General features: G+C 45.7%; 20 protein-coding genes. 12 read left to right on the top strand and 8 right to left on the bottom strand.

Going from position 1 to position 20006, the window contains the following annotated elements; all coding sequences use genetic code 11:
* Genes C1S73_RS10515 through C1S73_RS10480 form a run of 8 tightly spaced genes read left to right on the top strand, consistent with a single transcriptional unit; the run spans nucleotide 1 to nucleotide 6842 of the window.
* A complete protein-coding gene (locus C1S73_RS10515; RefSeq protein WP_038870222.1) occupies nucleotides 1–1284 on the top strand; it encodes a TadA family conjugal transfer-associated ATPase in 1284 nt (427 codons plus the stop codon).
* A gap of 3 nt (nucleotides 1285–1287) precedes the next feature.
* The gene (locus C1S73_RS10510) at nucleotides 1288–2205 is read left to right on the top strand and encodes a type II secretion system F family protein (RefSeq protein WP_038870223.1); all 918 of its coding nucleotides are present in this window, start codon (nucleotides 1288–1290) and stop codon (nucleotides 2203–2205) included.
* Nucleotides 2205–3092 carry a type II secretion system F family protein gene (locus C1S73_RS10505; RefSeq protein WP_050566715.1) on the top strand — a complete coding sequence of 296 codons (888 nt, stop codon included), beginning with the start codon at nucleotides 2205–2207 and terminating at the stop codon, nucleotides 3090–3092. Before C1S73_RS10510 ends, C1S73_RS10505 begins: the two co-directional genes overlap by 1 nt.
* Nucleotides 3085–3849, top strand: a complete 765-nt coding sequence (locus tag C1S73_RS10500; RefSeq protein WP_038870224.1) for a tetratricopeptide repeat protein — start codon at nucleotides 3085–3087, stop codon at nucleotides 3847–3849. Before C1S73_RS10505 ends, C1S73_RS10500 begins: the two co-directional genes overlap by 8 nt.
* The gene (locus tag C1S73_RS10495) at nucleotides 3839–4324 is read left to right on the top strand and encodes a TadE/TadG family type IV pilus assembly protein (RefSeq protein ID WP_038870226.1); all 486 of its coding nucleotides are present in this window, start codon (nucleotides 3839–3841) and stop codon (nucleotides 4322–4324) included. Before C1S73_RS10500 ends, C1S73_RS10495 begins: the two co-directional genes overlap by 11 nt.
* The gene (tadF, locus tag C1S73_RS10490) at nucleotides 4299–4868 is read left to right on the top strand and encodes a tight adherence pilus pseudopilin TadF (protein ID WP_038870227.1); all 570 of its coding nucleotides are present in this window, start codon (nucleotides 4299–4301) and stop codon (nucleotides 4866–4868) included. Before C1S73_RS10495 ends, tadF begins: the two co-directional genes overlap by 26 nt.
* 1 nt (nucleotide 4869) lies before the next feature.
* Nucleotides 4870–6195, top strand: a complete 1326-nt coding sequence (locus tag C1S73_RS10485) for a pilus assembly protein TadG-related protein (RefSeq protein ID WP_038870229.1) — start codon at nucleotides 4870–4872, stop codon at nucleotides 6193–6195.
* Nucleotides 6196–6206: 11 nt separating this feature from the next.
* Nucleotides 6207–6842 (top strand): OmpA family protein, encoded by a 636-nt coding sequence (locus tag C1S73_RS10480; protein WP_038870230.1) that lies wholly within the window; start codon nucleotides 6207–6209, stop codon nucleotides 6840–6842.
* On the opposite strand, the gene C1S73_RS10475 is transcribed toward C1S73_RS10480, so the two are convergent.
* The 5 genes from C1S73_RS10475 to glyQ all read right to left on the bottom strand — a co-directional run bounded on the left by C1S73_RS10475 (nucleotide 6839) and on the right by glyQ (nucleotide 14322).
* Nucleotides 6839–8221 carry an ATP-binding protein gene (locus C1S73_RS10475; RefSeq protein WP_038870233.1) on the bottom strand — a complete coding sequence of 461 codons (1383 nt, stop codon included), beginning with the start codon at nucleotides 8219–8221 and terminating at the stop codon, nucleotides 6839–6841. The genes C1S73_RS10480 and C1S73_RS10475 overlap by 4 nt on opposite strands.
* Before the next feature lie 3 nt (nucleotides 8222–8224).
* Nucleotides 8225–8905 carry a response regulator transcription factor gene (locus C1S73_RS10470; protein ID WP_038870235.1) on the bottom strand — a complete coding sequence of 227 codons (681 nt, stop codon included), beginning with the start codon at nucleotides 8903–8905 and terminating at the stop codon, nucleotides 8225–8227.
* Nucleotides 8906–9022: 117 nt separating this feature from the next.
* Complete coding sequence (locus C1S73_RS10465; protein WP_038870237.1) at nucleotides 9023–11107, bottom strand: alpha-amylase; 2085 nt, start codon at nucleotides 11105–11107, stop codon at nucleotides 9023–9025.
* Between the two features lie 217 nt (nucleotides 11108–11324).
* Nucleotides 11325–13391 (bottom strand): glycine--tRNA ligase subunit beta, encoded by a 2067-nt coding sequence (glyS, locus tag C1S73_RS10460; RefSeq protein ID WP_038870239.1) that lies wholly within the window; start codon nucleotides 13389–13391, stop codon nucleotides 11325–11327.
* A 13-nt stretch (nucleotides 13392–13404) separates the two neighbouring features.
* Nucleotides 13405–14322: a glycine--tRNA ligase subunit alpha gene (gene glyQ, locus C1S73_RS10455; RefSeq protein WP_038870241.1), complete on the bottom strand. Its 918-nt coding sequence runs from the start codon at nucleotides 14320–14322 to the stop codon at nucleotides 13405–13407.
* 483 nt (nucleotides 14323–14805) lie between these two features.
* Here glyQ and C1S73_RS10450 point away from each other — a divergent pair, with 483 nt between their 5' ends.
* Together C1S73_RS10450 and C1S73_RS10445 are read left to right on the top strand one after the other, a co-directional pair.
* Nucleotides 14806–15360 carry a TMEM165/GDT1 family protein gene (locus C1S73_RS10450; protein ID WP_038870243.1) on the top strand — a complete coding sequence of 185 codons (555 nt, stop codon included), beginning with the start codon at nucleotides 14806–14808 and terminating at the stop codon, nucleotides 15358–15360.
* 159 nt (nucleotides 15361–15519) lie between these two features.
* Nucleotides 15520–15780: a hypothetical protein gene (locus C1S73_RS10445; protein ID WP_038870244.1), complete on the top strand. Its 261-nt coding sequence runs from the start codon at nucleotides 15520–15522 to the stop codon at nucleotides 15778–15780.
* 44 nt (nucleotides 15781–15824) lie between these two features.
* On the opposite strand, the gene tusA is transcribed toward C1S73_RS10445, so the two are convergent.
* The gene (tusA, locus tag C1S73_RS10440) at nucleotides 15825–16073 is read right to left on the bottom strand and encodes a sulfurtransferase TusA (protein ID WP_005426051.1); all 249 of its coding nucleotides are present in this window, start codon (nucleotides 16071–16073) and stop codon (nucleotides 15825–15827) included.
* Nucleotides 16074–16205: 132 nt separating this feature from the next.
* Between tusA and C1S73_RS10435 the strand changes: the two genes are divergently transcribed.
* Together C1S73_RS10435 and C1S73_RS10430 are read left to right on the top strand one after the other, a co-directional pair.
* Entirely contained in the window at nucleotides 16206–16388 is a 183-nt protein-coding gene (locus tag C1S73_RS10435; RefSeq protein ID WP_038870247.1) for a hypothetical protein, read from the top strand.
* A gap of 168 nt (nucleotides 16389–16556) precedes the next feature.
* Nucleotides 16557–17498 (top strand): LysR family transcriptional regulator, encoded by a 942-nt coding sequence (locus C1S73_RS10430; protein WP_038870249.1) that lies wholly within the window; start codon nucleotides 16557–16559, stop codon nucleotides 17496–17498.
* A 73-nt stretch (nucleotides 17499–17571) separates the two neighbouring features.
* Here C1S73_RS10430 and acuI read toward each other — a convergent pair whose 3' ends face one another.
* Together acuI and fadA are read right to left on the bottom strand one after the other, a co-directional pair.
* A complete protein-coding gene (gene acuI, locus C1S73_RS10425) occupies nucleotides 17572–18552 on the bottom strand; it encodes an acrylyl-CoA reductase (NADPH) (RefSeq protein ID WP_005426044.1) in 981 nt (326 codons plus the stop codon).
* A 266-nt stretch (nucleotides 18553–18818) separates the two neighbouring features.
* Nucleotides 18819–19994 carry an acetyl-CoA C-acyltransferase FadA gene (gene fadA, locus C1S73_RS10420; RefSeq protein WP_038870251.1) on the bottom strand — a complete coding sequence of 392 codons (1176 nt, stop codon included), beginning with the start codon at nucleotides 19992–19994 and terminating at the stop codon, nucleotides 18819–18821.
* Between the last annotated feature and the right edge of the window lie 12 nt (nucleotides 19995–20006).

The following is a 20006-nucleotide window of genomic DNA, read 5'->3' as shown; positions in this document are numbered from 1 at the left end:
ATGCAACATTCTAAACAAACCTACATCCATCTGCGTGACCAAATTTTTAATGCCTTGGATGCATCTGCACTAGAAAGCTTATCGAAAAGTGACCTAGAGCGTCAGTTGAGTAACGCGGTCGATATGTTGGTCAGTCGCGACCAGCTATCAGTTTCTTCTCTGGCGAGAAGTGAATACGTCGTCAGTATGATTCACGAGTTAGTAGGTTTGGGACCGCTTCAGGTCCTGATGGATGACGACACCATCACCGACATCATGATCAATGGCCACCAGCAAGTGTATGTCGAGCGCTTTGGTTTAGTACAACAAGCGGATGTGCACTTTCTCGATGAAAAGCAACTCGCAGATATCGCGAAACGTATTGCCAGTCGTGTCGGTCGTCGTGTTGATGAATCGTCACCTACGTGTGATGCGCGCTTAGAAGATGGCAGCCGCGTAAATATCGTCCTGCCGCCAATTGCCATTGATGGCACTGCAATATCGATTCGTAAGTTTCGGCAGGAAAGCATTGGCTTTGCTGACTTAGTTGAATTTGGCGCATTGAGCCCTGAAATGGCGAAGTTGCTGCAATTGGCTGCGCGTTGTCGCCTGAACATTCTTGTCGCCGGTGGTACAGGATCGGGCAAAACAACGTTGTTGAATGCATTGTCTCAATACATCTCGCAAGGTGAACGAGTAGTGACGATTGAGGACACTGCGGAGCTGAGACTGCTTCAGCCTCATGTGGTTCGTATGGAAACTCGAACAGCAGGTATAGAAGGCTCTGGTGAAGTGAACTCACGCGATCTGATGATTAACTCGCTGCGTATGCGTCCAGATCGCATCATTGTTGGTGAGTGCCGTGGTGCTGAAGCGTTTGAAATGTTGCAAGCGATGAACACAGGCCACGATGGTTCGATGTCGACGCTGCATGCTAACAGCCCACGTGACGCCCTTGCCCGAGTGGAATCCATGGTCATGATGGCAACCAATAACCTGCCACTAGAGGCAATACGCCGCTCTTTGGTAAGTGCTGTGGACCTCATTATACAGGTCAATCGCCTTCACGATGGTTCTCGCAAAGTGATGAGTATTACGGAAGTGATTGGTATGGAAGGGCAAAACGTTGTGCTTGAAGAATTGTTTTGCTTCCAATCTGATCCGCATCATTACGAAGGCAAAATTACCGGCCGTTATGAAACGACGGGTGTCATGAGCCGCTCAGTTTTGTTTGAAAAAGCACGTTTCTACGGAGTGGACAAAGATCTCGCTGACACCATCAGTGCGATTGAAGCTGTGGGGTAAGCCATGTATTGGTTCATTTTAATCGGTGGCATTGCTTTGGTCGCTGTCGCCTTGTTGAGTGAAAAGAACAAGCATCTTGATAGTTATCTGACTCAATACCAACAGCGTAACCGTGTAGAAACAACGTTGACTCGTCAAGCTGTGAACGTTGCCAGTTTGTCAGACAGAAGCTTACGCCAAGGTTTGAAAACACGCTGGGATAACCTAAAGCGCCAATTGGGCCGCTTTGCTCTGCTTAAAATCATGCTCTATACCATGTTGGTCATAGTGCTGGCTTTGGTTGTGAATAGCACATTTACACGATTTGCTGCTTATGAGCTATTGCCCTTTGCGGTGCCATTTGGCTGGTGGTTTGGTTATCAATGGCTACAGAAGCGTGAGCAAAAGCAGTTTGATGAAACCTTTCCGGATGCATTGAATATGTTGGCAAGCGCAATCAGTGCAGGAGAGAGCATTGGCCGCGGCATCATGTACGTGGGTGACAATCTCGAGGGTGAAGTCGGACGTGAGTTCAAGTTAATGGGTGAACGTCTAAAAATGGGCGAGTCAATTGATGAGGTGTTTCGTAAATCTTGTCTGCGTTTTCCAAACCCGAACTTCCATTTCTTCGTGATTACACTGCGAGCTAATATGCAGCGCGGTGGTCAGTTGAAAGAAATCATGACGCGTTTGAATCGCCAGATGTTTGAAGCTCGAGCTGTCGAGCGAAAGAAATTTGCTCTGACGTCAGAAGCGCGAATTTCAGCAAAAATCGTTTCGGCGACGCCATTTTTCTTTCTGTTTATCTTGCAGTTTTTAAGTCCAGAGAACTTTGAGTTCGTGATGTTTAACCCAGAAGGTCGTCCGCTGCTTTATTACTTGGTGAGCAGTGAAGCGATTGGTATGGCGATCATTTGGGCACTAATGAAGAGAGTGAAGTAATGATGACTCAAACGATGTTTTGGCTGTTTTTCTCTCTCGTTGGTGTCAGTTTCGGCGTACTTCTGCTTACTTACTGGATGCTTAACCATTTCGGCTATCAACGACGTGTGGCAAGAATCGTGCGCCAACACAAAGGTGATCAGCAAGAAGAGTCACGACTAGAGTCGATCCTATCTCCGTTATCGAACTTAGTAGAGAAGCGAGATGCGAGTTTGTCACAGCGTTTACACCTCGCTGGGATTGATAACCCCAATGCTGCCACTTGGTTTGCGCCATTAAAGTATGCGGCTTTGCTGCTTGGGGAGTTGTTGATTGCCGTGTTGGTCTTCACGTTAGATATCGCAACCAACTATTGGGTTGCTCTTGCTGCTGCTTGGGCGATGGCAGTGATTCTATTGCCTGATATGTGGCTTGAAGTTCGTAAGACCAATCGCCAACGACGTATCAGCCGCAGCTTACCCTATTTAATCGATCTTATGGCGATATGTGTTCAGACCGGCATGTCGATTGAAGCATCGTTGAAATACTTGGCGATAGAGATTCAAAGTTTTAACCCTGAGTTGGGCAAGTTATTGGATAACACCAACCAGCGTGCCCGTATTGTGGGTATGGAGCGTGCGCTACAAGAGTTGTATCAGCAAGTGCCATCGTCTGAGATGCGCAGTTTTATGCTGACACTAACCCAGAGCATGCAGCACGGCTCATCCATCTACACCATGTTGACGACATTGTCCGGAGATATCCGCGAAGTGCAGATGTTGGAGCTTGAAGAGCAAATAGGGAAGTTGGCGGCCAAGATGTCGATCCCATTGATTGTATTTATCTTGATTCCACTTGTTTTTGTAATCACCGCTCCAGGGGTGATGAGGATGATGTCCCATGTTTAAAAAAATTCTGATTTGTTTGTTACCAGCAATGCTCGCAGCGTGCAGTTCTACCCAGCAAGCGTGGCAACAACAAGATTCGAAAGAAGCGATTTACCAGAAAACCAACAATCACACTCAATTAGTGACCTTGTACAAACAGCAGCTTCAACAAAGCGATGATGCGCAGGTGCGTGAGAAGCTGGCGCAAAGCTATCTCGCACTTGGTGATGCCGAATCAGCGTTGTTTTATATCAAGCCATTAACCAATAAATCAGCAACGAGTGTCGATACCTTGTTAATCCAGGCACAAGCCTATGGTGAATTGGCGCAATATCCTGCTGCGATTAGCAGTGCAAAGGCGGCACTCGCGCTTGAAGAGACCAATGCAGAAGCAGAAAACTTGCTTGGTACTTACTACGGTTATAACTACCAATATGACTTGGCTCGTCGCTATTTCGAACGTTCACGCGAACACTTCTTTGATGGGGTAACGGTCAACAATAACCTTGCGGTCCTTGATATTGCAGAGGGGCAATACAAACAGGCGATTCAGCGTCTGCTACCTCTTTACAAAAACGGTCAAGCGGATGAACAAGTGATGGCCAATCTGACGTTGAGTATGGCCAAAGAAGGTCAGTATGAGTTTGTTAAACAAGTATTGAGTGAGAAATACAGTAACCACCAGATCGACAATATTTATCGTGCTTTACGCGGTTATGACCCATTAAAAGCGAAGCAGAAAAAGCGAGCTCTAACTGAGGTGAGTCGTGAAAGCTAAGCAACGTGGCGTTGCCAGTATTGAGTTTGCCATTGGGTTCTTCGCTTTTTGGCTGATGTGCATGGCGTGGGTAGAAATGAGCTATATGTCTTACATTTCAGCCATCAACGATCTGACCATTTCAGAGATCTCACGCACCGCTAAAAAACGTAATGACGACTACATGCAAACAGTGCAAGCCGTGCTAAATCGAGAGGGCAGTATTTGGAATACCGCGGTGGATGTGGAGCGCTTTCGCGTTTCTATCCAATACCTCGATAACATCGAATCTCTCACGGCTTATATCGAGCAATGCGAGTTAGCACCGGAGCAAGCCAGCAGAGAATGCGGTGATGCAGAGAATGCAGCCTTGGCTGTTTATCACATCGATTACAACTTTCAACCAATCTTTAGTTACTTCCTGGGCTTACAAAGCACGATGAGCCGAGAAATGGTAGTGGTACAAGAATATGAACGCTCCCAATTTGCAATTTAATTACTGTCGAGGGCAGAGCAAGCAACGTGGCACTTTCAGTATTGAGTTTGCCATTGTTGGTATCTTCTTCAGCTTACTGTTGGCGTTTAGTGGTGATGTAATTATTAAGCTGTCGGTAAAAGGGAAGTTGGACCGATTGACTTATTCGTTAGTGAATGTGGTGAAAGAGCGTACCCAGCTTTATGGTGCGGATTATGAGCTTTCAAAAGAAGAAGCTGACGATGTCGATACAATCATTCACCATTCATTGGAGCGTACGTTTGGGAACTTTCAAACCAGTCAGTATGGCTTACAAGTTGAAGAGTTAAGCTTCGCCGCTGTGGATAAACCCAACCCTGTGATTATTGAAAAACGTGGTGCGATAGATTGCCAAGTTGGGGAAGGCATCAGTTCATTGAGTTCATTGTCTGTGGTGAGTAACCGAGGTCGTCAAATGCCGCTGTATCGTGTTTCTGTTTGCTATGAAACCGACAATTGGATTGGCAGTTTGTTGGGTGTTGAGTTCACTCGAGTTGAATCTGATGCTGTCGTGATCGGGAGGTAACATGCCACATAGTATTCAAAGACACTCTAGTTTGAAAAAACAAAGCGGTCATGTCGGCATGTTATTCGCCATGATCATTCCCATCCTTTTTGGTGTCTTCATGCTGGGCTCAGACGGAGCGAGGGCATTACAGACTAAAGCCCGTTTAGAAGAGGCGGCAGAAGCAGCGGTGCTGGCGGTTTCTGCAGAAGATTCAGAAAATCACATGTTGGCGCAGAACTACATTGAGCACTATGTGTATGACGTTGAAGGTATTGAGAACCTATACGTGCAGCGTTTGTCTTGTGATGAGATGCCGGATTGCCAAGCTGGGTTATCAAAGGGGCAAGCGCGTTATTTTGAGTATCGTGTTGCAGGGCGAACTCGCCACAAATCTTGGTTTCCTGGACAAGGTGTGATTGTTGGTTTTGGTGAAACGTTCGATGTTACTGGAAGCTCGAAAGCACGACGTTATCAAGGTCAGCCTGTCGATATTACCTTTATCGTCGATTTTTCTGGCTCGATGAATGAAAACTGGAGTGGTGGTAAGAAAACCAAAATCGAAGATCTGAAAGACATCATCGAAAAAGTAACCGATGAATTAGAGCAATACAATGCGCTAAACCCAGAACAAACACATAGGGTCGCAATCACAGGGTACAACCGTCGAACGATCAATACTGGCAATAACAACAAACTGATTATTCGAGATCAGCGAATCACTACCAAAATGGGTGAGTACGATAAGGATGACGTGGTTAACTTTAACAAAACGATAGAACAACAATTTAAAGTCAAAGGAGCAGCTAAACGAGTACCTAATGGGGACGATGAGGCTGAGTTTTATGACATTTTCTATACAGATAAGTTTGATGGATTTGTAAAGGACGTTAGAGGCTTTAAGGCCAACGGCGGTACTGCTTCGCTACAGGGAATCATCAGAGCTGGGCAGATTGTTACTCAGTTAGCAAAAAGGCCAAAACAGCTAATTATTATTCTATCCGATGGTGAAGATTGGAATCATTATGCAGAACAAACACCAAAGCTTGTTGAAAAAGGTATGTGTACCAACATCCTCAATATGATTAATGGTGGCAAAGTGACGGCAGATAATACCAGTGACTCCATCAATGTCGTGAATGGCGTTAGCCAAGGAATGAAGACGCCAGATGGCGATCAAATGACGGCCAGTATGTCGGTTATTGGTTTTGATTATGAGCTGGATGCCAATGTTGGCTTACGTAATTGTGTCGGCGTGGATAACGTCTACAAAGCAGAAAATACCGACGACATATTGAATCAAATCTTATCGCTGATCACCGAAGAAGTCGGTCACCTAACCTTGTAGAGAGCAATACAATGAACAAGTTAATTCTGGCATTAGTCGTGAGCTTACCTATGCCATCATTCGCACAAGATAACACTAATCAAGCGCTGTATTACTATTGCCAGCAAGGGCAGGATCAGTATAAAGAATCGGTGTCTTTTGGGCATCAAACGGAAGTGAAATACCATCAAGGTCCGTTTATGCAGATTACCGTTAATGGTGAACAGAGTGTTCTTGAGCCCATGCTACTGTCTCAGTTGGAACAGGCTGGTATTGATAAATCTTGTGCGACTTATCTATTGAGTCGTGCACAACTAACTGAGAATAAGCAGGGCGAGTTTGCTGCCCGAGTGCTGTTTGAATTTGATAAAGCGAGTTTAAATGCTCAATCGAAGTTCATTCTCACTCAGTTGAATCAGCAACTGAAACAACGACCTCAATCTTCATTGTTGGTGGTTGGTAATACGGATGCGAAGGGGAGTAATGGGTATAACCTAACGCTTGGCTTAAAGCGTGCGAACTCTGTGGCTAAATATCTTGAAGGGTATGATGAAGTGGTGTCCACTTCACGCTCTGATGGCGAAACGCACCCTGTGAGCAGTAATGCAAATACTCACGGGCGCGAGTTAAATCGCCGTGTTGATATTAGCTTGCCAACGCAAGGCTAACGGTAAGGTAATAGTATCTTTAAGCTTGCACCCATGGATGGGTCGCTTGGTGTTTCAAACCAAATAGCACCTTTGTAGCTGTGTACAATCTCATCACACAACGCCAAACCTAATCCTGTTCCTGGGTTTTGCTCATCAGCACGAACACCGCGTTTAAATAAAGTGTCGCTTATCGACTCATCCACGGCGGGACCATCGTTGTTAAAGGTAATGATAATGCCTTCTTCGGTATTGTTGATGAACACATCGATACGCTTATTGGCATAGCGGTACGCGTTCTCCAATACATTGCCAAACACTTCCATCACATCCGCTTTACTCATCGGCAGAGTCTGATCATTATTGATAAACTGTTCGACGCGAATACCCTTATCCATGTGGACTTTATCAAACATCAGCAGCAGGCTGTTGAGGATAGGTTTGATTGGAGTGGTATTCTCTATAATCCCTTTCACACCCAATGATGCACGCTTAAGTTGACCTTGAATCACATCATCCATTTCTAATAACTGTTGGTTGATATCATGAATTTTGCCTTCTTCAATATCATCCAATAGGGCTTGGGATACAGCGACTCGTGTTTTCAAACTATGTGCGAGATCGTTTAATGCTCGGCGATAGCGCTGCTCGTTTTCTTTTTGCTGGAACATCAGCTCATTGAGGGCTCCTGTGATTGGCATTAAATCTTCTGGATATGAGTGTGCTAGCTTCTCTTTTCTGTTCGCTTTTACGTCAATTAATTCCTTTTCGAGAATTTTGAATGGTTTAAAACTCCAACGATAAATAAGAAAAATTAGCCACATAATAATGAGTGAGGCAATAATGGAAAATATCGCTACATTTACTTTGAGTTGATTCAATGAAGCGACCTTGTCTTCCATACGTCTTAGCAATACGATCCTTCCTTGAGGGTTATAAGGTGTTTTGTCTAAGGGCAGAACATGAGCTATGAAAGCAGAACCTTGCTTTGTTTGAACTAACTCAAATTGATTAATTTTGGTTGGTAATAATGGGTCTAGGCAGAAGTTTTCTATTTTTGGCGTTTTTATTCCTCTCTCGATGAGCCGTTGTCGAGATTCTTCATTCATGGAGCGCCAAAGTTCATTATTGTTCTCATCGCAGATGAACATAGAGAAATGGGAGGAGTGTAAAGGAAACTCTTCATTCCATTTTTCTAAGGGAGTTACTTGCCCTGACGCTATTATTTCATTCGTAATAGCAGGTACATGGCTAGCGACATCTAACGCATACTCTTCGAATAATTTATCTTTTTCGAGGTGGTAGACAAATGCACTTATCGTTAATAAGTAGCTTATTCCTACAACAGAGGTGATGAATAAAACGCGTCGACGAAATGTACTGGATATCAAACGTTTCATTGACTACTTTGCCTCTAGCTCAAAGCGATAACCCTGGCCGCGAATGGTACTAATGATTTTTTCTTCAGTGTGTGCAGCAAGTTTTTTACGCAGACGCGAGATGATCACTTCGATATTGTTCAGTTGTACGCTTTCTCCGGCATCGTAGAGTGAGTCAGCAATCTGCTCTTTGGATATGACTTTTTGGCGGTGACGGATTAGATACTCAAAGATTTGATATTCCAACGCGGTGAGATCTAGGACGTTGTCTGCGTAGCTTATGCTTTTTGCCTGAGTATCTAACGTTACCTCACCTGCATTGATGGTGCTGGTGGAGAAGCCTTGATAACGACGGACAAGTGCTTCTAAGCGAGCCATTAATTCTTCAAACTGAAACGGTTTGGTGAGGTAGTCATCGGCACCAGAGTTCAGCCCTTCTACTTTATCTTGCCAATCGCTACGAGCGGTCAATATTAAGATCGGTACATTAATCTCTTTGCGGCGGATCTGCTTTATTAAGGTGATACCATCAAAATCAGGTAAGCCAAGGTCAATGATCATGGCATCCGCATTGGGGTGTTTTTGAATGGTTTGCAGGCAAGCGGATGCGGTTTTATCGGCATACACTGTATTGCCACGATCTTTGAGCTGCGAAGCTAAATGGTGATTGAGAATTTCGTTGTCTTCGACCAGTACGACTAACATGAACAACCTAATCAATGGATTTCATAACTGGATTAACCTTAGCATTCAACAAAAAAAAGGGAAGCCATGCTTCCCTTTAAACCTTGTTAATTCACCATATTCTTGTTGCTGAGCAAGTTACTCACCGGTGTAAATAATCAGCACCTTGTCGTCTTGGTATTGGCGTTCGAACGCGTAGTAACCTTCTTGGTTGCGAGTAATGTGCTTACCTTGAGCAACCGCCGGGTGACGTTTACGGAATTCGCCTAGCTTTTGCCAATGTTGCAGTAGATCTTCTCGCTCGCCATGAATCTTATCCCATGGCATATCTGAGCGTGTGCCTTGGTGGGCGTCTGAACCAGTAATGCCAAAATCACGAGCTATCTCATCACCGTAATAGATCTGTACTGCGCCTGGAGTCAGCATCAGAGCATTTGCTGCACGTGCTTGGTCATCAAAGCTGCGGCTGCGCGCTGACCAAAACAGCTGTGTATCGTGTGAAGATAGGTAGCTCAACACGTTGAACTCAGGATCGGTATTGATGCGCTCTGCATAGCGGCGGTAATCATTATCAAGTTGAGCGAAACACTTCAGCGCTTTTGGTGCCACATCAGATTGGAACTCGAAGTTGATGATGGAATCGAAGCCGTTGTCGAAATACGGGCTCTTCACTACGCTGTGTGCCCATACTTCACCCGTCATCCAGAAAGGTAGATCATCCAAGGCTTTATCTGGGTTGTTTTGCTTCCACTGGGCAAGCGCCTGAGTGGTGCTGGCTTTCAACTCTGCCCACGCTTCCATTTCAACGTGTTTGGCTGTGTCGACACGGAAGCCATCAATGCCGTAGTCGCGGACCCAATCGGATAACCAGGTAATGAGGTGTTCACGTGGAGTTTGCAGTTCATCTTGCGCATTGGTGTCTTTATCGCGGAAGAAGTTTGGTAATCCGGTTTTCTGAGTCGATTCGGTTTTTAGATCCGGTAGGTAGTTCAAAGACATGGTGATGTCGTTGTAGCCCGGAGCATCGTAGTCACCAATGTCGGTACGGATCCAATCTTTGCCCCACCATTTATCCCACGCTTCGCTATCACCGTATTTGATGTAGTCGTTGAAGCTATGCCAGCTTTGTCCTGATTTTGGCTGCCAGTCGGTCCATTTTTCACCAAGGACTTCTTTGGCTTCTTGGTCATCAAGGTAAAGCTGACCAAAGCCGAATTCCTGCATGTCTGCTAATGTCGCATAACCTGTGTGGTTCATGACCACATCCCAAATCACGCGGATGCCTTTCTTGTGGGCAGTATCGACGAAGGTTCTGAGTTCATCTTCGGTACCCATGTTGGCATCAAGCTTGGTCCAATCTTGATGGTAGTAGCCGTGGTAGCCGTAGTGCTTAAAGTCGCCTTTATCGCCGCCGCCAACCCAGCCGTGGATTTGTTCCAGTGGTGAGGTTATCCAGATAGCATTCACACCAAGTGATTCGATGTAATCGAGTTTCTTCGTTAGACCCGCTAAGTCACCACCGTGGAAGGTACCAATCTCATATTTTCCGTCTTTGCTGCGACCGTAGCTGTTGTCGTTGTCTGGGTTGCCATTGTGGAAGCGGTCGGTCATGACGAAGTACACCGTCGCGTTATCCCAGCTGAACGGTTTATCGGCTTGTTGCTCAACCTCTTCTAGTAACAACAGACCTTGGCTCATAGGACCCGGCTGCATGGTGACGCTGCCATTGGTGACTGTGGCTTCTTGTCCGGTTAAGGCATCACGAACGACAGTGCCATCATTAAAGGTTTGAGCAACATTGATGGTTTTTGGCGTGTCAGTTGCGACAGGGCAAGAGTAGGTGATGTCCTGACTCTGTTTTGGTTTGATTTTTACCGTCAGCTCGTTGGTGGTTGGATTGAGCGTAAATTGATAGGTATTGGCTTTGAAGATGCGCAGCGGCATTTGTGCATCAGTGGCGCAGCTATCCATTTTTAAAGGACGATTGAATTTGATGCGATCTTCTTCTGCTAGGGCAAAGCTACTGCCACAGCTTTGCTTGCTGTCAGCAATGGTAAAGGTATAACTGCCTTTTTCGAGTTTTTGCTCGGCGACAAGTAAGCCTTGTGAGTTTTCCTCAAAAACAGCGGTATCCTCACCAACGTTTAATACGATGGCATTTTCTGGAATCTGGCTGCAGGCGCTCAGTAGACCGATAGAGAGTGCGAGAATTGTTTTTTTCATTGTGTCCTTCCCCCGAATAAACAGTCCAGTTATAGCAAAACTGTGCCTCTACAATCCGAGCTCTACACCAACAAGTTAGACGCGTCTCACCCTACAAATTTTAGTCTTGTTCACAAAATGAATAATAAGCTTCACCTTCATCGGTTTGAAGGTAACAAAAAAGGGAAGCACCTGCTTCCCTTTTACTTATTTCTTAATCACTTCGAAGAGTAATGAATTACTTTTGAAGCAAAGAAATGTCTGCGATCTGTAGGAACAGGTTACGCAGGTTGTTCAGTAGTGTCAGACGGTTCTTCTTAAGTGCTTCGTCGTCTGCCATTACCATTACGTTATCAAAGAACGCGTCAACTGGTTCACGTAGGTCAGCTAGCTTGCTTAGGGCTTCTTGGTAGTTACCTGTAGCAAATGCTGGCTCTAGCGCTTCCGTCATTACTTCAACGCTTTCTGCTAGTGCTTTCTCTGCGTCTTCTTGTAGAAGTGCTAGGTCGATGTCTGCTGCTAGTTCGCCGTCGAATTTCGCTAGGATGTTACCTACACGCTTGTTCGCTGCTGCTAGAGACTCTGCCGCTTCTAGTTCACGGAAGTGAGAAACCGCTTTAACACGTTGGTCGAAGTCTGCTGGTTTCGTCGGGCGACGCGCTAGAACTGCTTGAATGATGTCTACGCTGAAGCCTTCGTCTTGGTACCAAGCACGGAAACGACCAAGCATGAATTCGATAACGTCTTGTTCAACGTTGTTGTTGGTTAGACGGTCGCCAAACAGTGACTTCGCTTTCGCTACTAGGTCAACAAGATCTAGGTTGTAGCCGTATTCAACGATGATACGTAGTACACCTAAAGATGCGCGGCGTAGTGCGAATGGATCAGAACCTTTAGGTGCTTGACCAATACCGAAGATACCTACGATAGTGTCTAGCTTGTCTGCCATTGCAACTGCAGTTGAAACACCGTTTGATGGCAGTTCATCACCTGCGAAACGAGGCATGTATTGCTCGTTCAGTGCTACTGCAACTTCTTCTGCTTCACCGTCGTGGCGAGCATAGTGCATACCCATAACACCTTGAGTATCCGTGAATTCGAATACCATTGAGGTCATTAGGTCACATTTTGCTAGTAGACCAGCACGCTTTGATTTCTCAACGTCAGCACCGATTTGCTCAGCAATGTAGCCAGCAAGTTCAGTGATGCGGTCTGTTTTGTCTTTGATAGTACCAAGCTGCTTCTGGAAGATAGCTTGGTCTAGCTCAGGAAGACGGTCGATCAGCGGACGCTTACGGTCTGTGTTGAAGAAGAACTCTGCGTCAGCAAGGCGAGGGCGAACTACTTTCTCGTTACCTTCGATAACGTGACGAGGCTCTTTAGACTCGATGTTTGATACGAAGATAAAGTTAGGAAGTAGCTTCTTGTCCTCATCGTAAACAGGGAAGTATTTTTGGTCACCTTTCATGGTGTAAACCAATGCTTCAGAAGGTACTTTTAGGAACTCTTCTTCAAACTTCGCTGTTAGTACTACTGGCCATTCAACCAGAGACGTTACTTCTTCTACTAGGTCATCTTCTAGATCGGCGATACCGCCAACCGCTGCTGCCGCTTTTTGTGCGTCAGCTAGGATGATTGCTTTACGCGCTTCGTAATCTGCCATTACTTTACCGCGCTCTTCTAGGATCGCAGGGTATTGCTCAGCAGAATCGATAGTGAACTCTTGCTCACCCATGAAGCGGTGACCACGGATAGTGCGGTCAGAAGCGACACCAAGGATCTCGCCTTCGATTAGGTCGCTGCCCATTAGCATGGTTAGCGTCTTCACTGGACGGATAAATTGAGTCGTTTTGTTACCCCAGCGCATTGGTTTTGCGATAGGTAGGTTTGCTAGTGCTTTCGCTGCAAGTTCAACTACGATCTCAGACGTTGGCTGACCTTCCACTTCTTGTTTGAACAGTAGCCATTCACCTTTGTCTGTAACCATGCGATCCGCTTGGTCAACCGTGATGCCACAGCCGCGTGCCCAGCCTTGAGCTGCTTTTGTTGGGTTGCCTTCCGCGTCAAACGCTGCAGAAACCGCAGGGCCACGTTTTTCAACAACTTTGTCAGACTGGCTGTCTGCTAGTGCTGCTACTTTTAGTGCAAGACGACGAGGTGCCGCGAACCATTTCACGCCTTCGTGAGCAAGTTCAGCGCCTTTTAGTTCTGCTTCGAAGTTTGCTGCGAATGCTTCAGCTAGAGTGCGAAGTTGCGTTGGTGGTAGCTCTTCTGTACCTAGCTCGATTAGAAATTCTTTTGCCATGTTACTTTACCCCTTACGCTTGTTCTTTCTTACACATTGGGAAGCCAAGAGCTTCACGCGATGCGTAGTATGCTTCTGCAACTGCTTTAGTCAGGTTGCGGATGCGTAGGATGTAACGTTGGCGTTCAGTTACTGAGATCGCTTTACGTGCGTCTAGTAGGTTGAATGCGTGACCAGCTTTTAGAATGCGTTCGTAAGCAGGTAGTGGCAGTGGCTTTTCAAGCTCAAGCAGCTCTTTACACTCTTTCTCACACTGTTCGAAGAAACCAAATAGGAATTCAACGTCTGCGTGCTCGAAGTTGTAAGTTGATTGCTCTACTTCGTTTTGGTGGAAGATATCACCGTAAGTCACGGCGTTGCCGTCCGGTGCGATGTTCCAAACTAGATCGTAAACAGAGTCTACTTCTTGGATGTACATTGCTAGACGTTCGATACCGTAAGTGATCTCACCAGTTACTGGCTTACACTCAAGGCCGCCAACTTGCTGGAAGTAAGTAAACTGAGTTACTTCCATGCCGTTTAGCCAAACTTCCCAGCCTAGGCCCCAAGCGCCTAGTGTTGGGTTTTCCCAGTTGTCTTCTACGAAACGGATGTCGTGAACAAGTGGGTCGACACCAAGAACCTCTAGAGAACCTAGGTACAACTCTTGGATATTGTCTGGCGATGGTTTTAGCGCTACTTGGAATTGGTAGTAGTGCTGAAGACGGTTAGGGTTTTCACCATAACGGCCATCAGTAGGACGACGTGAAGGTTGTACGTAAGCTGTAGACATTGGCTCTGGGCCAAGTGCTCGTAGACAGGTCATTGGGTGAGAGGTACCCGCACCAACTTCCATATCTAGTGGTTGAACAATGGTACAACCATTCTGAGCCCAATAATCCTGCAGCGCGAGGATCATTCCCTGGAAGGTTTTGATATCGTATTTTTGCATAAGTCAGGTTCGCGCGATTCTCTTATTACTCGTGAATTCGTCTCTTTTGTTGGGTTTTCTTGCCTCAACAATGGCGATTCAAAGTAATTACGGTTGAATAAATTAACAATCAAGTATACCCAGATATTGAGCATGGGAGTAGAGCTAATCTTGATTAATTCGTGGGCAATTTTCTCCTTTAATGGATTTTTACCGCGTTATCTGCTGAATTTTTCCTAAAAGGGAGTTTTCGCTGTCTTTCACTCTTGAGGTGATGGGGAAACATGGCTAGAATTGCGCCTGTCTTTGGGGAGTAGCTTACCCGATGAAATGTCTGTTTCATCTGGTTCGTTCGTCAACATAATTGGTGCAAAATCACCATGGCGCTCGAGACTCATCAACCCGATGAGTTTAGCAAGACCTTAGACAAATCATCACTAACCGGGGTGGGGCGTGAGATTTGTCTTAGGTTAAATATAATAATCCCGCCCCAATGAGCATGTCGTGAGCGTTTTAGCTATTTCAATTACTACTGTAGCGTTAGCAGAAATTGGCGATAAGACCCAATTGCTATCTCTATTACTTGCCAGTCGTTACCGAAAACCGGTCCCTATTATTGCGGCAATCTTTTTGGCAACCATTGCCAACCACGCTTTGGCTGCATGGTTGGGTGTGGTGGTGGCCGATTATCTTTCGCCTGGGGTTCTCAAATGGGTGCTGGTGGTCAGTTTTGTCGCCATGGCGGCTTGGGTGTTGATCCCAGATAAATTGGATGATGATGAGCAGATATCCAATCGCGGTCCTTTTATTGCCAGCTTTATTGCTTTCTTTGTTGCTGAGATTGGCGATAAAACTCAGATTGCCACTTCTATTTTAGGCGCGCAGTACGCCGATGCATTGAGCTGGGTAATTCTGGGTACGACGATCGGTATGTTATTGGCCAATGTGCCTGTTGTTTTGATTGGTAAATTATCCGCCGACAAGATGCCTCTTGGAGCCATTCGTAAAGTAACTGCATTCCTATTTGTTGCTTTGGCTATTGGTGCCGCGTTATTCTGATTTCTTGTCCGTAAATGGTGTGAATTATCAATAACTAGTCGAGTAATGCACAAGTTCAAACTCTGGCTCAAAATCATTCAGGACCGTGACGGATGACATATTAGTGTCATACTTGTCATGGTAATTTAATGGTGTGAATGATAGCGAGAGGGCAAGTTTATGCTTACACGTTACATGGGTATGACCCCAAAGAGTCAGAGTTATTTATTCACCTTTGGTTTAGCGCTGTGCTTGTTAGCTATGGTGCTGACTGATATGTGGTTGCCAATTGTGGCAGGGTCCTTCATTCTCACTGGTTTGACGGTGGAAGCGTGGATTCGAGTAGCTCACATTATTCCTATGCATGAAGAAATGCGTGCGATGAAGCAACAATTGAATAAGCTACAATCAGAAGTTCGCACTTTAGAATACGATGAATAAAACAAACGGCAGCCTTTTGGCTGCCGTTTTTGATCTTGCTGAGATTATTCCAAACCTTTCTTAATCAGGTACTGGTATGGAAGCTGTTCTGTTTGTGCCGCTATCAACTGGTGATCCATGAATCGGCAGAAGCTCGGGATATCTCGAGTTGTTGATGGGTCGTCTGCTTTCACTAGCAATACTTCACCATCTTGCATGTTTCGAATTGTCTTCCTGACCATCATCACTGGCTCTGGGCAGCGTAATCCTTCCGCCTCTAAGGTTTTTGTCGCCAGTTCAGGATTAAAACTCATAATGTGATTCTCGTAACTAACTGAGCGGTGAATTTTACTTTCGTTGAAAAAATATTCAATAACCACTTGGCAAACCGAATTTTTTGATTTACTTTAAATTAACAATTCGGTAACAACTGGCAAGGAGAGACGATGTTAACAGCGTTAGACAGACTGACTATCTATTCGGTTTTATGCTTCATCTCGTTTTGTGCATTAGTGCTTAGAACGCCAGCTGAAACCTCATTGATGCCTCTTGTAGGCATGAGTGCAACGATTATCGGGATTTGGATTGAGATGCACAAATGGTCAGGTGCATCAGAGCAAGAAAATTAGCACTTCTTGCTGTAATCGAAACCTATTGATATATACGCTCACCAAGTTTAACGACACTTCATTCCGACACTATCCCCATTTTTCTTGGGCTTCCCCGCTGAAAGGCGGGATTTTTTTTGCCTGAAGAGTACAATTTACCTAAATCCCCTACATGTTAAGTGGCAAATCGTGGAATTAGAAGACATCTATCGTCGAGATCTGAATTTATTGGTCGCATTACGTGTGTTGATCGAAGAAAGCAGTGTTAGCAAGGCAGCAACGCGTCTCAATCTAAGCCAATCAGCTATGAGCCGCGTACTCGGTCGATTGCGTGATTTGCTTGACGATCCGTTATTTACACGGCAAGGCCAACACTTAATACCGACGCAAAAGGCGTTGGAAATCGATCGCTCTTTGGGAGAGCCTTTGGAATCACTGCGCCAATTACTGTCTCCACGAGAATTTGACCCGCGTAGCTGTGATCAAACTTTTAATATTGCCACGACGGATTATGCGATGCAGACCATTCTGCCTTTCGCATTACCACGGATCTATCAAGAAGCGCCGAATGTTTCATTTAACTTTTTGCCGATGCAGCACGACCGTTTGTCTGATCAGTTAACTTATGAAGGCGCGGACTTAGCGATTTGTCGTCCAACTGGCCCAGTAGAGCCTTTGCGAAGTGAAGTACTTGGTCGAGTGGGTGTGTTATGTATGCTTTCTAAGCAACACCCCTTGGCGAATGAAGAGATGAGCTTAGACGATTACTTAAGTTACCCGCATGCAATGATTGCTATCAGTGATGGGGTAAAGGCGCTGATTGAACAAGCCTTGATGGAAAAGCCAAAACGTAAAATGGTGCTTCGTGCCTACCATTTAGAGGCCGCACTGGCGATCATTGATACTTTACCCATTATTATTACGGTTCCTGCCGATTTAGCGTACTTGGTTGCTGATCGCTATGACTTAGTAGTGAAGCCATTACCATTCCAATTCACGCCGTTTGAATATTCGATGATTTGGCACGCACGTTGCGAACACTCTCCCGCTCAAGAATGGTTGCGTGCAGTGGTTCGTGAAGAATGTAGTCGTCTTATTGCTAAGCGAATTGAAGATATGGGATTGGACTAATTTTTCCGATAATCGAAATAGCAAAAAGCCGGGCAATGACCCGGCTTCATTTATTCTATCGAAGGGTTAACGCTTATAGCTTGATAACCACGCGACCAGTTACTTGACCGTTTGTGATGTCTTCAGCATATTTTGGTGCTTCAGCTAGTTCTACCTCAGTACAAGCTTGCTCGAAGTAGCTGTCTGGTAGTAGCTCAACCAATTTTTCCCATGCTGCAGTACGTTTTTCAAATGGGCATGAAACAGAATCCACACCTTGTAGACGAACGTTACGCAGGATGAACGGCATTACTGTAGTAGGTAGATCGAATCCACCTGCAAGACCACAAGCTGCAACTGCACTGTTGTAATCCATTTGCGCCAATACTTTTGCTAGTACTTTGCTGCCTACGGTATCAACCGCACCTGCCCATACTTGTTTTTCAAGCGGACGTGCTGGCTCTTCAAATTCAACGCGGTCGATGATGCGGCTAGCACCAAGTTTTTCTAGTAGTGGGCCGTTTTTCTCTACGCGACCTGTCACTGCAGCAACTTTGTAGCCAAGCTGTGCTAGAAGCGTTACTGCTACTGAGCCTACACCGCCACTTGCGCCAGTTACTAGGATTTCGCCGTTTTCAGGTTTGATGCCTGCATCAAGTAGTGCTTGAACACATAGCATTCCAGTGAAACCAGCAGTACCAACCATCATTGCTTTCTTGCTGTCTAGACCTTTTGGTAGTGGCACTAGCCAATCCGCTTTTAGGCGAGCACGTTGAGACATACCGCCCCAATGGTTTTCACCCACGCCCCAACCCGTAAGAACAACTTTGTCGCCTGCTTGGTAGCGGTCGTCTTCTGAGCTTACTACCGTACCTGCTAGGTCAATACCCGGCACCATCGGGAAGTTACGGATGATTTTACCTTTACCTGTAATTGCAAGGCCGTCTTTGTAGTTCAACGATGAGTAATCAACGTCAATCAGAACGTCGCCTTCAGGCAGTTGTGTTTCATCGATTTGCTCGATGTTAGCGATAGTACGTTTGTCTTCTTGATTTAGAACTAGAGCATTAAACATAAGGTTCTCCGATTGTGCGGTAGCGTGACTCTGGGTCACATACAGCAAGATATCAACTGCTGCTAAGTGTATGTCTTCTTTGTCTATGAATAAAATGAAACTTGAGCATTTAATGTATGCTTTTTGTGCATGTAAGCAATGTTTGGCGTAAAACAAAGGGCGACATCAGATGCCGCCCTTAAGTGTAATACTAAAAATTTTCAGTATTGGTTCATTTGCTCGTGATTGTTGGATTGATCACCACAACCTAGCGTTTCTTAAACAAACTATGGTCGCTCAAATACGGTCGCAATACCCTGACCTAAACCGATACACATGGTTGCCAGGCCGTATTTTGCGTCCTTTGCTTCCATTAGGTTGATCAACGTCGTCGAGATACGTGAGCCAGAACAACCAAGCGGGTGACCCAATGCAATCGCGCCACCATTAAGGTTGACCTTCTCATCCATAACATCAAGCAGACCCAAGTCTTTAGCACATGGTAGAGATTGCGCTGCAAATGCTTCGTTTAGCTCAACCACACCCATGTCTTCAACTGATAGACCTGCGCGCTTAAGTGCTTTCTGTGTTGCTGGTACAGGACCATAACCCATGATAGAAGGGTCGCAGCCCGCAATGGCCATGCCTTTGATGCGTGCACGAATCTTCAAACCAAGCTCATTGGCTTTCTCTTCGCTCATGATCAACATCGCTGATGCACCATCAGACAGCGCCGATGATGTACCGGCTGTTACTGTGCCGTTAGCAGGGTCGAATACTGGACGAAGTTGAGATAGGCCTTCAACAGATGTTTCAGGGCGAATCACTTCATCGTGATCTAGAGTGAATAGCGTGCCGTCTGCTGCGTGGCCTTCAATCGGTAGGATTTCGTTTTTAAAACGACCCTCTAAGGTTGCTGCATGTGCACGAGCATGAGAACGCGCGGCAAACTCGTCTTGTTGCTCACGGCTAATGCCATGCAGCTTACCAAGCATTTCAGCGGTTAATCCCATCATGCCTGCTGCTTTTGCAACTGTCTTTGACATACCAGGGTGGAAGTCCACGCCGTGGTTCATTGGTACGTGTCCCATGTGCTCAACACCACCAATTAGGCAGATTTCAGCATCACCCGTCATAATGGCACGTGTACCATCGTGAAGCGCTTGCATTGATGAACCACACAAGCGGTTCACCGTCACGGCGCCAATCTCAATTGGTAGACCAGCAAGTAGCGCCGCATTACGTGCCACATTAAAGCCTTGTTCTAGGGTTTGTTGTACACAGCCCCAGTAGATATCTTCAATCTCGCTTGGGTTTACTTGTGGGTTACGTGCAAGAATACCCTTCATTAGGCGTGCGGATAGATCTTCTGCTCGCGTATGACGGAAAGCACCACCTTTAGAGCGACCCATTGGAGTACGTAGACAATCGACTACGACAACATTTCTTGTTTGATTAGTCATTTTAGCATCCCT

Origin of the sequence: Vibrio jasicida 090810c (assembly GCF_002887615.1) — a bacterium.
Lineage (GTDB): Bacteria > Pseudomonadota > Gammaproteobacteria > Enterobacterales > Vibrionaceae > Vibrio > Vibrio jasicida.
This window is presented reverse-complemented; position numbering and strand designations above follow the sequence as displayed.